11 protein-coding genes are annotated in these 13,021 nt (G+C 71.1%); 6 read left to right on the top strand and 5 right to left on the bottom strand.

Annotated features, from left to right (window positions below; genetic code table 11):
- Window positions 1-3: 3 nt before the first annotated feature.
- Window positions 4-3,564: an exodeoxyribonuclease V subunit gamma gene (recC, locus tag BOX37_RS11260; protein WP_071927599.1), complete on the bottom strand. Its 3,561-nt coding sequence runs from the start codon at window positions 3,562-3,564 to the stop codon at window positions 4-6.
- A gap of 189 nt (window positions 3,565-3,753) precedes the next feature.
- Between recC and BOX37_RS11255 the strand changes: the two genes are divergently transcribed.
- The 4 genes from BOX37_RS11255 (at window position 3,754) to BOX37_RS11240 (ending at window position 7,470) form a co-directional block, all read left to right on the top strand.
- Window positions 3,754-3,960 carry a hypothetical protein gene (locus tag BOX37_RS11255; protein ID WP_071927598.1) on the top strand — a complete coding sequence of 69 codons (207 nt, stop codon included), beginning with the start codon at window positions 3,754-3,756 and terminating at the stop codon, window positions 3,958-3,960.
- An 83-nt stretch (window positions 3,961-4,043) separates the two neighbouring features.
- Window positions 4,044-4,940, top strand: coding sequence for a serine hydrolase (locus BOX37_RS11250; protein ID WP_084759546.1), 897 nt, complete (start codon window positions 4,044-4,046; stop codon window positions 4,938-4,940).
- A 133-nt stretch (window positions 4,941-5,073) separates the two neighbouring features.
- Complete coding sequence (locus BOX37_RS11245) at window positions 5,074-6,492, top strand: NAD(P)/FAD-dependent oxidoreductase (protein WP_071927597.1); 1,419 nt, start codon at window positions 5,074-5,076, stop codon at window positions 6,490-6,492.
- Window positions 6,493-6,660: 168 nt separating this feature from the next.
- On the top strand, window positions 6,661-7,470 hold the full coding sequence (locus tag BOX37_RS11240) for a hypothetical protein (RefSeq protein WP_071927596.1): 810 nt from the start codon (window positions 6,661-6,663) through the stop codon (window positions 7,468-7,470).
- A gap of 261 nt (window positions 7,471-7,731) precedes the next feature.
- On the opposite strand, the gene BOX37_RS11235 is transcribed toward BOX37_RS11240, so the two are convergent.
- The 4 genes from BOX37_RS11235 to BOX37_RS11220 all read right to left on the bottom strand — a co-directional run bounded on the left by BOX37_RS11235 (window position 7,732) and on the right by BOX37_RS11220 (window position 11,442).
- A complete protein-coding gene (locus BOX37_RS11235; RefSeq protein WP_071927595.1) occupies window positions 7,732-8,403 on the bottom strand; it encodes an urease accessory protein UreD in 672 nt (223 codons plus the stop codon).
- Window positions 8,393-9,100 (bottom strand): urease accessory protein UreG, encoded by a 708-nt coding sequence (ureG, locus tag BOX37_RS11230; protein WP_071927594.1) that lies wholly within the window; start codon window positions 9,098-9,100, stop codon window positions 8,393-8,395. Before ureG ends, BOX37_RS11235 begins: the two co-directional genes overlap by 11 nt.
- A 25-nt stretch (window positions 9,101-9,125) precedes the next feature.
- Window positions 9,126-9,776 (bottom strand): urease accessory protein UreF, encoded by a 651-nt coding sequence (locus tag BOX37_RS11225; protein ID WP_071927593.1) that lies wholly within the window; start codon window positions 9,774-9,776, stop codon window positions 9,126-9,128.
- A 181-nt stretch (window positions 9,777-9,957) separates the two neighbouring features.
- The gene (locus tag BOX37_RS11220; protein ID WP_071927592.1) at window positions 9,958-11,442 is read right to left on the bottom strand and encodes an MFS transporter; all 1,485 of its coding nucleotides are present in this window, start codon (window positions 11,440-11,442) and stop codon (window positions 9,958-9,960) included.
- 91 nt (window positions 11,443-11,533) lie between these two features.
- On the opposite strand from BOX37_RS11220, the gene BOX37_RS11215 reads away from it, so the two are divergent.
- Together BOX37_RS11215 and BOX37_RS11210 are read left to right on the top strand one after the other, a co-directional pair.
- Window positions 11,534-12,199, top strand: a complete 666-nt coding sequence (locus tag BOX37_RS11215; RefSeq protein WP_071927591.1) for a TetR/AcrR family transcriptional regulator — start codon at window positions 11,534-11,536, stop codon at window positions 12,197-12,199.
- An 83-nt stretch (window positions 12,200-12,282) separates the two neighbouring features.
- On the top strand, window positions 12,283-12,957 hold the full coding sequence (locus BOX37_RS11210; protein ID WP_071931388.1) for a class I SAM-dependent methyltransferase: 675 nt from the start codon (window positions 12,283-12,285) through the stop codon (window positions 12,955-12,957).
- Window positions 12,958-13,021 lie beyond the last annotated feature (64 nt).

Raw genomic sequence — 13,021 nt, 5'->3', positions numbered from 1 at the left:
CCGTCACGGCTGACCCGCGCTCTCGGCAGCGAGCAGCGGCGCCCACCAGCGGCGAGCCACCGCGCCGAAGCGGGTGGATTCCGGTTCGCCCGGTCGCGCCGGGTCGGCGGCGAAGCGCTCGAACCGTGGTGCGCGGCCCCAGACGTAGCGCAGGTAGCGGTCGGTGTGGTCGCCGAACTTGTCGGGCCCGTTGGGGCCGCCATCGAAGGCGTGTTCGGCGGCGAGCAGCGCGTCGGCGACGCTGTCGCCCCGGAAGCGGCGTTCGGCGTAGGCGGCGGTGGCGGCGGGTGCGATCGGCAGCGGTTCGCACATTCCCTCGTCACGGAGCCGGACCAGGTCGCGCAGGACCGTCAGCGCGGCGGGCGCCTCCGGGGCGACGAGCACCGATCGGGTGACGGGTCTGCTGCGGAACTGACCGCGGCCGGTGCTGATCGCCCGCCAGGACCGATCCTCGGTGGCAGCCAATGCCAAGAGCGAAACCCAGGCCGCGAGACGGTGTTTCGGGGCCAGACGGGAGTAGGTGGTGCGGACCAGGGTCTCGCCGCGGACCTCGGGTACCGTGCCGGCCAGGGTCCGGCCGTTACCCAGATCGAGGGCGATGTCGACGGCGCGTGGCTCGGCCTCGTAGTCGGGCAGTGCGGTGCGCACGAGGGTGTCGACCGTGCCCTCCACCTCGTCGAGCACCGCGGCACCGAAAGCGAAGGGCGGCAAGGTACCTCGTCGCCATTCGGCGGCTCGCAAACCCGCCGGGTCGGCGCCGGTGAGACGCGCGGTCAGCATTCGTTCGCCCAGATCCCACTTGGCCAGCCCATCGAGTTCGATCGGGAGCTGATCGGCGATGTCCTCGGATTCCTCGGGCACGCGCAGGCCGAGGCGCTGCCACAGGAACGCGCGAACCGGATGCTCGGCGAACGAGATCAGTTCCGCCAATGCGACATCGGCGGCCGGGGCCGGGGGCAGCGGTGCGCTGAGCAGCGGCGGGCGCGGGTGTGCGGGCCGGGCGGCGGCGCGGGCACCGGCCAGGGCGACGGTGTCGAAACTGCGCGGACGGTCGGGGGCGAAATTGCGACGGTCGAAGGCCTGCAACGGATGTCGGATGTGCACGGCGGGCATCGCGACCGGGCCGACATGGGCGGCGAGCACGTCGAGCAGTTCGGCCACCGGGACCGCGGGTGGCCGGGTCGCGCCGGTGACCGGGTCGGCGCCGGTGTGCAGCACCAGCAGCTTGTCGCCGGCCGCCATGATCGCGTCGAGCAGGAGCTGGCGGTCCTCGCTGCGGGCATCGCGTTCGCCGACCAGCGGGTCGCGGGCGAGCAGGTCGTCGCCGTCCACGGTGCCGGGGCGGGGGAACACGTCGTCGTCGAGACCGAGCAGCACGACCACCCGGTGCGGCACCGACCGCATCGGCACCAGCGTGCAGACGGTGAGTTCGCCGGTGCGGAAATTGGCGCGGCCGGGACCACCGGCCAGGCGGCTGGTGAGCAGCACCGCGACATCGGCCAGCCGCAGCGGGGTGTCACCGGCGTGCTCGGTGGCGGCGACGATCTCGCGGCGGGCCTCGGCACGGATCCAGGACTGCGCGACCGGCACATCGGTGAGCAGGTCGACGGCGCGCAACAGCACGGTGGTCCACTCCGCGGCCGGACGCGGACCGCGCAGGTCACGCAGGCAGACCGCGAGCCGGTCGACGAATTCGGCGAAGCGACCGGCCAGGTCGACGTCGTTGGAGTCGACGTCGTCGAGCGGCAGCGCCAGATCCAGCCAGTCGTCGCCGGATTCGTCGGCCGTGACGCCGAGCAGGATCCGGTCGACGGCGGCATTGAGGGTGTTCTGCGCAAAGTCGACCAGGCCGAACGCCTCGCGCTGGCGCTGTCCGATGCCCCACCGCGCACCCGATTCGGCGGCCCATTCACGCAGTCGTTCGATGTCGTCGTCGTCGAAACCACAACGGCGGCGCACGGTGTCGCCGGCCGCCAGGTCGAGCACCTGCGTCACCGTGACGCGGCCGTCGGCCAGTTCCAGCAGCTCGATCACCACCGCCAGCATCGGGTTGGTGACCGCCCGCCCACGATCGGCCAGCCGCACGCGCAACTGGTGCGCCGGATGTTCGCCCTCGACCGGCACATCCACCGCGCCCGCCCCGCGCTGCCCGAACGCCGCCCGCACCAGCGGCGCGAACGCTTCCACATCCGGGCACATGATCAGCACATCCCGTGGCTGCAGCCCCGGGTCGTCGGCGAACGTCCTCAGCAGCAGATCCCGCAACACCTCGACCTGGCGAGCGGGACCGTGGCAGGCGTGCACCTCGACGCTGCCGTCGGCCACCGCGCCCGCACCCGGCGTCCGATCATCACGGATCGCGGTCTGCACGGCACCGAGCAGCGTCGCGTCGTCGATCGCCGCGCAGAGGTGGATGTCGCTGTCCAGCAAGGGGTTCAGCCGCTGTTCCAACTCCCGAACGTCCCGCGCCAACCCGGACAGCAGGGGGTGGGTCACCACGTCAGCGGAGTGATCGTCGGCGCGCGGACGCAGTCCGGTGAGTCGCGCTTGCCCTGCCGCGGAGGGCGCGGCCGCTCGACCACCCGCAGACACGACCCCGTCCTGGACCGCGCCGCCGACTTCCGCATCGGCAGTCGCCGCCGGCGCGGCGGCACCCACAGACCCGGACGCCGCCGCGCCGTCGCCGGGTGGATGATCCACTGACACACCGCGACTCGCCGCGCGGGTTCGGCCCACCAGCACGCCACCCGCATCGGGCCCGTCGCTCCGTTGGCACACGGGCTCGGCCAGGGCGGTCCACATGGTCGGGCTCGGGTGGGCCAGCCAGAGGTGGACGTCGCGGTGGGCGGACAGGGCGGTGAGGACGGCGAGCTGGTCGGCGGGCAGGCGGGTGAGGCCGAACAGGGAGACACGGGCGGGGAGATCGACCGAGTCGGGTTCGGCGCGCAGGCGGGCGCAGGCGTCGGCGAGGCGTTCGGCGGGGCTGGGGGCACCGATCACCGCGCGCAGGGCCCGCCACAGCTGGGGTTGCCAGGCGAGGTCGTCGGGGACTCGGCCGCCCGCGCCGTCGGTCTCGGAGCCGACCGACCAGTCGAGCAACAGCTGTGGGCGCTGCGCGGCGTAGGAGTCGAAGAGCGCGGCGAGGTGGGCGGCGGTGGCGTAGCGCCTGCCGACGCGGTGGCTCGGGCCGGGCAGACCGAGGTGCCGGGCCAGGACCGCGGCCCACGGCTGGTCGGCGACCTCGTCGATCACCCCCAGCACAGTCCACACCAGCCGCTGTCCACCCCACGGGTCATCGGCGGGGGAGACACCGCCGGCCGCGGCCAGCACCTCGGCCACCAGCGCCGATGGCGCGGGGAAGGCGATGTTGGCGGCGATGCCGTCACCGGTGCCCGCCACACCGAGCACACCGGACAGCCGCTGCGCCAGCCAGCGCTCCACCCCTTTGGCGGGGACAGCGACCACCTCGGTCGCGAACGGGTCAGCGGGCGCGACGCCGAGCAAGCTCCCCAGTCCGTCGGCCAGCGCGTCGGCGCGTTCGGCGCGATGGAGGTGCAACGGCATCCGTCGTTTATACGCCCAGCGACCAACCCGCAATCCCTCGGCCCCGCCGCAACCACCGGGCAGGGCAAGTGAAATAGGCCACACCGCAAGACGTCCCGGCCATGCCTGCGCGGCCGCTCGGGGCCCTCGTGGGATCGTTGCTCCTCGGGTGGGACAGTACGGCCGCGGGCGAAAGGCTGGTTTCGGTTCATGATCGCGCAGGTGATTCCCTTGGTTCCCGGCGGCGGATTCGTCGTCCGACGGGCAGGCGACCGCTGGGAGTTGATCAATTCCCGACGCTACGGACCTGATCAGGTACTGCACACATGGCCGCTGGACCGGCACGGCGAGGCTTTCGAACACTGCCATCGGCTCAACGGCTGCGCCATCGCGACGCCGCACGCCGCCCGTCACTGAGTGCAATGGCGATGTGGCGCAAGGGCGCTCTAACACATTCCGGTTGCCACCTCAAGTAGTGCGCTCGAGCGCCCGGTGTGCGAGTGTGGTCCCTCGTGCGTGACCGTTCCCCCGCCACCCGCGTCGTTTCCCGGGTCGCTGCAACCGCCTGCCTGCTCACCGCCGCGGCCGTCCTCACCCCGGGCGTCCCCGTCCTGGTGAGTTCGGCTCAGGCCGCTCCGCCCGCGCTGACCCAAGCGTGCCTACCCGGTTTCGACTGCGATATGAGTTCCCGGATCGCCAAGGTGAACTCCTATCTCGCCGGCCGTCCCGGTGTCGTCGGCTACGTGCTGCGCGATCGCCAGACCGGCGGGACCTACGCCAACGAACACGCCGAGAACCAAGTGTGGACCGCCTCCACCATCAAGCTGGCCATCGCCGCCGACCTGCTCAACCGAGCCAGGGTCGGGGCCATCGGCCTGTCCCCCGACGACCGCCACAACATGGAGGCGATGCTGGCCACCTCCAACGATCACGCCACCGACGTGCTGTGGAACAAATACATCGGCTTCGACCGCCTCGCCTACAACAACGCCTTCCGCGGCTACGGCATGACCAGCCTGATCCCGCAGCCGACCGACACCGCGCTGTTCCCGGACTGGTCGTTCCAGAAGTGCACCGCCGCCGATCTGGACCGGCTGATGAACACCATCCTCGACACCATGCACCCCGACGACCTGAACTATCTGCTCGACCGGATGCGCTCGGTCGACTCCAACCAGCACTGGGGCGTGTGGGGTGCCGGTTCGCGGATGCGGCCCGGCCTCAAGAACGGCTGGTCGGCCGAGGCCGACGGCTGGGTGGTGAACTCGGTCGGCGTCGCGGGCAACGGTGAGCGCTACACCCTCGCCATCATGAACGCCCTCGGCAGCGACGGCGGCTACACCGAAGGCGCCGAGACCGACACCAAGGTGGCCGAGCTCCTGCTCGCCGGTCGCTGACGGGTCCGTCCCGTATTGTCGATCTTGTCGTTCGGAACCGGTGTCTCGTGACGACGCCGGTCCCGGAGCCGACTACGGTTGAGCCTGTCACCACCACTGTGGGGCGCACCCCAGTCTGTCGAGGAGCGAGGCGATGAGCACTCAGTCTGTCGGGAACCAGCGACACCGTGTGGTGGTGATCGGTTCCGGGTTCGGCGGTCTGTTCGGCACCAGGCATCTGCGCCGAGCCGACGTCGATGTCACGCTGATCTCCAAGACCTCCACCCACCTGTTCCAGCCGCTGCTGTACCAGGTGGCCACCGGCATCCTCTCGACCGGCGAGATCGCGCCCGCCACCCGGCTGGTGCTGCGCAAGCAGAAGAACGCGCAGGTGCTGCTGGGCGATGTCATCGATGTCGACCTGGCGAACAAGCAGGTCACCTCGCGACTTCTCAACCGCGACACCGTCACGGCCTTCGACAGCCTGATCGTCGCCACCGGCGCGCAGCAGTCGTACTTCGGCAACGACCACTTCGCCACCTACGCCCCCGGCATGAAGACCATCGACGATGCGCTCGAACTGCGCGCGCGCATCCTCGGCGCGTTCGAGCAGGCCGAGCTGGCGACCACCCCGGAGGAGCGCGACCGGCTGCTCACCTTCATCGTCGTCGGCGCCGGTCCGACCGGTGTCGAACTGGCGGGTCAGATCGCCGAACTCGCCGACCGCACCCTCGACGGCACCTTCCGCACCATCGACCCGCGCGACGCTCGGGTCATCCTGATCGAGGGCGCGGGCGCGGTACTCGGCCCGATGGGCCCCAAGCTGGGCGCCAAGGCGGCCAAGCGGCTCGAGAAGATGGGCGTGGAGATCCAGCTCAACGCCATGGTGACCGATGTCGACGCGCACGGCGTCGTCGTCAAGGACGCCGACGGCACCACCCGCCGGATCGAGGCCACCTGCAAGGTGTGGTCGGCCGGTGTGCAGGCCAGCCCGCTGGGCAAGATGATCGCCGAACGCTCCGAGGGCACCGAGGTGGACCGGGCCGGTCGCGTCATCGTGGAGCCCGACCTCACGGTCAAGGGCCATCCGAACGTCTTCGTCGTCGGCGACCTGATGTCGGTGCCGGGTGTGCCCGGTCAGGCGCAGGGCGCGATCCAGGGCTCCACCTACGCGGCAAAGGCCATCAAGGCCGGACTCACCGGGCAGGCGCCGGCCGACCGGGCACCGTTCAAGTATTTCAACAAGGGCTCGATGGCGACGATCTCGCGCTTCGACGCGGTCTGCCAGATCGGCAAGCTCGAGTTCAGTGGCTTCCTGGCCTGGCTGGCCTGGCTGGCGCTGCACCTGTACTACCTGGTCGGATACCGCAGCCGCATCGTCACCGTGATCGGCTGGTTCGTCTCCTTCCTCGGCCGCAACCGTGGCCAGATGGCCGCCACCGAGCAGTGGATCTTCGCGCGGTTGGCGATCGAGGAGGTCAACGCCGATCGGGCCGAAGCCGACGAGCTGGCTGCGCAGGTGGGTGCACCGCCGGAGAAGGACGAGCTCACCGCACAGCGCGAGGTCGGCTAGCCGATCACCGTCATCGCAGGCCGGGTGGTTCATCGAACCACCCGGCCTGCGGGCGTCGCCAGGCACCACGATTCCGGGTCGCCCGCGTTTCGGACCCATCCGAGTCCGGGACCGGTCCGAATGTCGGAGGTCATATGTGTGACCAATCCCCAGGATGAAAGGTGATCTATGGCGACGGGGAAACACAGGGCACCGAGCCCGCAGCGACAGAAAGTCGGTTCGGTCGTCGCGGCAGGCGCGGTCCCCCTGGTCATGGCCCTGATCGGCACGGGCACCGCGAATGCCGATCCCGCGCAGACGACGGTGACCCAACCCGAGCATCCGGCCGGACCGGAGCTCGACGCGGTGGCGCCCAATGCCACGCCGTACGTGGGCCAGCAGATGCCGGAGAACACCCGCAGCTCGCTGCAGTGGTCGCGGACGGGACCCGAGACGAGCTACCTGTCCCCGGTCGGTCCGCTGCACGCGCCGACAGCGGTCGAGCCGGTGCCGCCGATCCTGCCGCCGCCGGGCCAGTTCCGCTTCGGTGACCAGCAGGTGCCGGTGCCGGACTTCGTTCCGGTCGATGCCTCGATCCAGATCAACGACGCCGCGGCGAACACCGAGGCCAACCTGGCGACGTTCCTCGACTCGGTCGGGCTCGAGCGCAGCCGCTCGGACCGGATCGCGGCCGAGACCCTCGGTAGCGCTGCGCGCGGCGCGGCGGTCGGTTCCACCGTCGCGATTCCGTTCGCGATGGCGGCGAGCACGATGGGTGCGGTCGCCGGGCTCGTCGCGGGCGTGCCGCTGCTGCCGATCGGGCTGGTCGCGGGTCCGATCCTGGGTGGCATGGTCGGCTACATGGCGGTGTCGGTGCCCGCCACGGTCGTCGGTGCCGGGGTCGGTGCCGCGGTGGGCGCGGCGAGTGGTTTCCTGGCCCCGCCGCGCGCGGCCGCGCCGGGTGAGATCGCCGACGAAGCGGTGTTGGTCAACGCCTGACCCGCTGGTGCACAGAGCGAGTGGGAGCCGAGCATCCGTCGGCTCCCACTCGCCGTTTCCGCCGGTCTCGGTGACGGCACCGGGCCCGCAGGTCGATCCGGGTTCCCGGGGAACAGGTTCGACAGAGTGCCCCGCCGGTCGGCTCGGCCCCGCCGACGGTCCGCCGAAAGACGAGCTCGGGGACTCCGTCCGCAAGGTCGACCGGCGGTCACGCAACCGATCCTGTCGACGCACCAGCGGGTCCACTCCGTATCGGTGGACTCAGCCGACCGTGACCGGAACCTCCGCACGCAGGCGGGAGCCGGTGCTGGTGGCGAGTGAGCCGCCAGCGGCCAGGGGCAGTCGTACGGTGTCGACGCTGCCCGACCAGACGGGACGATCGTCGGGGTAGACCAACTCGCTGTCGAGTGCGCGGGGTGCGCGCAGGCGGTCGTCGGTGACCGTGCCCGCCCCGAGTTCGAGGCGGTGCCGCAACAAGGGGATCTCGCCCAGGTCGGCGATCACGTCACCGCGCCAGCCGCCGCCGTCCTCACCGCTGCGGCCGAGCTGTACTCGTTCGCGCAGGCGCAGGCGTGCGTCGGGGGCGAGCAGCACAGCGGTCACCGTGTGGTGATGTGCGCCACCGGCCACGATGGTCGGCTCCGGATCGAAATCCAGTTCGGCGCCCTCGCCCACCTCGAACCGCCAGTGCGCCACCGACAACGGCGTGGCGGTGCTGGGCAAAGCGATCGTCGCCGCCACCGAGCGCACCACCAGGCGCGCGCCGGGCCGCACCACGATGCTGATGTCGAGTTCGTCCCCACCGAGCGGGGTGGCCGCCGTGCCGATCAGGTGCACGGTGTCGACGCCGGTGTGCCGCCCGGCCAGACCGCCGACCGCGTCGATGCGGGGCAGCCTGCCCGGTGCGGCGACGATGCTCAGTTCAGTGCGCAACGCCGGCGGCCGCGTCCTGCTCGGCGGCGGCCCGCAGTTGCTCGCGCACCCAGGCCAGGACCGGGGTGGCGGCCGGATCGTCGGTCAGCGAGACCAGGGCGGTCGGGCGGCCGTCGCGCACCTTCGCGGCATCGCGTTCCATCACACCGAGATCGGCGCCGACCAGCGGGGCCAGATCGGTCTTGTTGACCACCAAGAGGTCGGAGAAGGTGACGCCGGGGCCGCCCTTGCGCGGCACCTTGTCGCCGCCGGCGACGTCGACGACGAAGATCTGCACGTCGATCAGACCGGAGGAGAAGGTCGCGGTGAGGTTGTCGCCGCCGGACTCCACCAGGATCAGGTCCAGCGGCGGGTTGGCCGCGACCAGGTCGTCGATGGCGTCGAGGTTGGCGGTGATGTCGTCGCGGATGGCGGTGTGCGGGCAGCCGCCGGTCTGTACGGCGGTGATCCGCTCGTCGGGCAGCACGGCGTGGCGACGCAGGAAGTCCGCGTCCTCGGTGGTGTAGATGTCGTTGGTCAGCACGGCGAGGGAGAGCTCGTCGCGCAGCTGCCTGCAGAGAGCGGCGACCAGCGCGGTCTTACCCGACCCGACCGGGCCGCCGATGCCGATGCGCACGGCCTCGCCCGGCGCGCGGTGGCGCTTGGGCCGGTCGTGGCTGTGATCGTGCGGTTCGCCGTCGATCAGATGGGGCGGCATGGGGACTCCTTCGTCATGGGATGGATCAGGACGCGAACAGGGGCATGTCGCGATGCAGGTGACGTTCGGCCAGGGCGTCCTGCACCGGGTCGGAGAGCGCCGCGAGGCCGAGGGCGGCTTCTTCGGCGATCCGGTCGCACAGGGGCGCGAGGCGCATGGTGCCCGCGGCGATGGCGGCGGGGTCGAGCGCGAGCAGTCGTTGCGCGGCGGTCGCGGCGCCGGTGAGCGTCGTGTAGACCACGACGCCCGCGAGTTCGTCGGTACGGGCACCGCAGGCGAGGCCGACCATGCCGAACACCGTCGAGAGATGCGGCCGCGCACCCGCCGGCGCCCAGTCATGGTGCGGCCACAGCTGTTTCGCGAGCCGCAGCAGCCCGCGCCCCTGCGCGCGCGAGGCCGCCCGTGCGGCGGGTGACGGGGTGCGGGCGTCGGCTTCGAGCTCGGCGCGCTCGGGGGTGAGCGCACCGCCGCAGACCGCGGCCGCCAGCGAGGCCGTCACCAGGCCGGTGGTGGCGATCCGCCGCCGCAGGTACAGCTCGACGCTCGCGTTGTCGCGCAGCAGCCCCGACGACACCGCCTCTTCGACGCCGCCGGAGTGCACGTGCCCACCGATGGGCAGGCGGGAATCGGCCAGCGCGAGCACTGTCGCCAGACCCGCCGCACCCTCGTTTCGCATCCGACGATCCTATGCAACGGAACTGGACAGCCGCCCGCTGAGGCCACCCGAACCACCCGCAGTGGCGCCCGTCACCACCCCCGGTGGTCGTCGGGTCCGGAACCTGCCGCGCAGCCGAGCAGACGACTCCTTCGCCAGTGCGCGGGGCCGTGGGCCACCCGGCCGAGCGCCGAGCACCCGCTCAACGCTCGGAGCCGATGCGGTCGCTACGAACCGACCGCCACGCAACGGCCGCCATCGCGAGCAGCAGCAGGGCGCCGCCCGTCGTGGCGACGTGCATGCCGCTGACGAAGGATTCGCGCGCGGCGTGGACGAGCCCGGCGTCGCCCCCGGAGTGGGCCAGGGTGTCGCCCAGCGTTTCGCCGAAGTTCCCGCCGGACCGGAACACCAGGGCGGCCAGCGAACCGAGCAGGGCGAGCCCGAGCGCATTGCCGAGTTCGAAGCTGGTCTCGGAGATACCGACCGCCGAGCCCGCGCGTTCGGCAGGCACCGCCGACACCGCCACGTCCGAGACCAGCGTGAACGAGATGCCGTAGCCGACACCGGCGATCGCCGACCCGGCGACGTACCACAGCAGCCCGCCGTCGACCCCGACACCGAGCAGCATCAGGTTGCCCACCGCCGAGAGCACGAGCGCCAGGGTGAACGTCGCCCGCACACCGAGCCGCAGGCTGATCCTGGCTCCGCCCATCGAGCAGACGAACACCGCGATTGCCATCGGAATGCCCAGCAGCGCGGCCTGCAGCGCGTCACGTCCGGTGACCGACTGCAGGTACACGCTGGTGAGGTAGCTCAGCGCGGCCAGCGACATCATCCCGGCCATGCTCGCCCCGATCGCCACCCGGAACAGCGGACGGGTGAACAGGCTCAGATCCAGCAGCGGCTCGCTGAGCTCGCGCTGCCTGCGCACGAACACCACCAGCAGCGCGACGCCGAGCGCGGCGATGAGCAGCGAGACCGGATCGAAGCCCTCGGCCGCGATGTGCTTGATGCCGTAGATCAGCGGGAGGATGCCGCCGATCGAGAGGGCGACGCTGGGCAGGTCGATCGGCCCGAGCGCGGCGGAGCGGTGTTCGGGCAGCAGGAACGGTCCGAACAGCAGCAGGATCGCCAGCACAGGGATGTTGATCAGGAAGACCGAGCCCCACCAGAAGTGGTGCAGCAGCAGGCCGCCGATGATCGGCCCGACCGCCGAACCACCGGCGAAGAACGCGGTCCAGATGCCGATCGCGGTCGCGCGCTGACGGACGTCGGGGAACAGGTTCGAGATCAGCGCCAGGCTCGACGGCAGCAGGGTCGCGCCGCCGATGCCCATCAGCACGCGCGCGATGATGAGGATCGCCGAGCTGGGGGCGAACGCGGCGAGCACGGAGGCGAGGCCGAAGACGGTGGCGCCGACGAGCAGGATGTTGCGCCTGCCGATCCGGTCGCCGAGGTTGCCCATCGTGATGAGCAGGCCGGCCAGCATGAACCCGTAGATGTCGAGGATCCAGAGCTGTTGGGCGGCACTGGGATCCAGATCCAACGTGAGTGTCGGCATGGCGAGGAACAGCACCGAGATGTCCATCGACACCAGCAGCACCGGCAACAACAGCACGCCCAGCCCGAGCCACGCGCGGCGTCCACCGACGGCCGCGGTGGACAGCGCCGGTTCCAGCTTCGTCATTCCGACATCCTTCCAGGGGTTTGCGTACGCCGTACGCAGGGAATGGGTACAGTGTACGCATGAATGGGCAAAACGGGAAGTGAGTCATGGGATGACTGATGCGAAGCTCACCCGAGCCGCGATTGTCGACGCCGCGATCGTCCTCGCCGACGCCGACGGGCTCGACGCGGTGTCGATGCGCCGCATCGCCGACCGGCTCGAGGTCGGCACCATGTCGCTGTATCGGCATGTGGCGAACAAGGACGAACTCATCGCGGACATGACCGACGAGATCGCCGCCCAGCACCCCTACCCCGACCCCACCGGCCAGGCCTGGACGTGGCGAGACCGGGTTCGCATCGCGGCCGAGATCGACTGGCAGCTCTACCAGCGCCACCCCTGGGTCCTGCTCACCTTCGCAGTCCCCCGCTACAGTTTCGGCCCGCAGGGTCTGGCCAGCCTCGCCTGGCTGGTCGAGGGCCTGCGCGAGCTCGACGTCTCCGCCCGCGAGGCCACCACCATGGCCTTCTCGGTCTGGAACTACATCTCCGGCGCGAGCCTGCCCGTTGTCGGCGGCGCCCTGCTCGCCGAGCGCCGCACCGCCACCGACGACACCAACGGCCTGCGCGACCTCCTCGAAGGCCGCCCCCAGTTCCCCGTCCCGCCCGCCCTGGCCGACCTGGAGGGCGCAGGCGTCAGCGACCTCACCTCTCAGGACCTCCTCACTCTCGGCCTCGAGGCCCTCTGCGACGGCTTCGCGGCCCGCGCCGCCCGCTGACGGCTCGAGTGGGACACGCCCCCAGGGCCTGGTGATCAATCGACCAGAACGCGGGAGGGGGTGCGGTGGTGGAGACTGGAGTCATGACCGACGCGCAGACGCCCGCCGATCGCCGACTGGCCGCGGAATCGTTGGCGGCCAACGATCCGACGGGGTGGTTCGAGCCGCTGTATGCCGAAGCGGCGGCGGGGACTTCGGTGGTGCCGTGGGATCGGGCCGAGCCGAATCCACTGCTCGCCGACTGGCTGCGCGATCGGGCGCTCGGGTCGGGCGTTCGCGGTCTCGTCATCGGTTGCGGATACGGCACCGATGCGGAATTCGTTGCCGCCCAAGGTATCCGCACCACCGCCTTCGACATCTCCCCCACCGCGATCCGTGGTGCGCGGGCCCGTTTCCCGCACTCCCCGGTCACCTACAAGGTCGCCGATCTCCTGCGTCCGCCCGCCACCTGGCTCGGCGCGTTCGACCTCGTCGTCGAGTCGATCACGGTCCAGTCGCTGCCGCCGGAGGTCCGCGCCACCGCGATCGCGAACATCCGCGAGTTCCTCGCTCCCGGTGCCACTCTGCTGGTGATCGCCGATATCAGCACGGTGCCCGCGCCGGGCCCGCCGTGGCCGCTCACCGCCGCCGACATCGATTCCTTCGCCGACGCCGATGTCACCCCGGTCCGCGTCGAACGCCTGCCCCGCGCCGATGTCCCCGGTCTGCACCGCTGGCGAGCCGAGTTCCACCGCGCGGCCGACAACGCCCCGATCTGATCGAAACACACAGCTCCGCAACAGTTTCGGGAAGCCGAGCGACCTGACATCCATCCACCGTCCG

The sequence above is a fragment of the Nocardia mangyaensis genome (genome assembly GCF_001886715.1).
Lineage (GTDB): Bacteria > Actinomycetota > Actinomycetes > Mycobacteriales > Mycobacteriaceae > Nocardia > Nocardia mangyaensis.
The sequence above is the reverse complement of the archived record's forward strand: the minus strand, read 5'-3'. Positions and strand labels throughout refer to the sequence as shown.

Coding starts and splice junctions, on each gene's coding strand:
- recC (WP_071927599.1), bottom strand. CDS start 3,564: ATGCCGTTGCACCTCCATCGCGCCGAACGCGCCGACGCGCTGGCCGAC.
- BOX37_RS11255 (WP_071927598.1), top strand. CDS start 3,754: ATGATCGCGCAGGTGATTCCCTTGGTTCCCGGCGGCGGATTCGTCGTC.
- BOX37_RS11245 (WP_071927597.1), top strand. CDS start 5,074: ATGAGCACTCAGTCTGTCGGGAACCAGCGACACCGTGTGGTGGTGATC.
- BOX37_RS11240 (WP_071927596.1), top strand. CDS start 6,661: ATGGCGACGGGGAAACACAGGGCACCGAGCCCGCAGCGACAGAAAGTC.
- ureG (WP_071927594.1), bottom strand. CDS start 9,100: ATGCCGCCCCATCTGATCGACGGCGAACCGCACGATCACAGCCACGAC.
- BOX37_RS11225 (WP_071927593.1), bottom strand. CDS start 9,776: ATGCGAAACGAGGGTGCGGCGGGTCTGGCGACAGTGCTCGCGCTGGCC.
- BOX37_RS11220 (WP_071927592.1), bottom strand. CDS start 11,442: ATGACGAAGCTGGAACCGGCGCTGTCCACCGCGGCCGTCGGTGGACGC.
- BOX37_RS11215 (WP_071927591.1), top strand. CDS start 11,534: ATGACTGATGCGAAGCTCACCCGAGCCGCGATTGTCGACGCCGCGATC.
- BOX37_RS11210 (WP_071931388.1), top strand. CDS start 12,283: ATGACCGACGCGCAGACGCCCGCCGATCGCCGACTGGCCGCGGAATCG.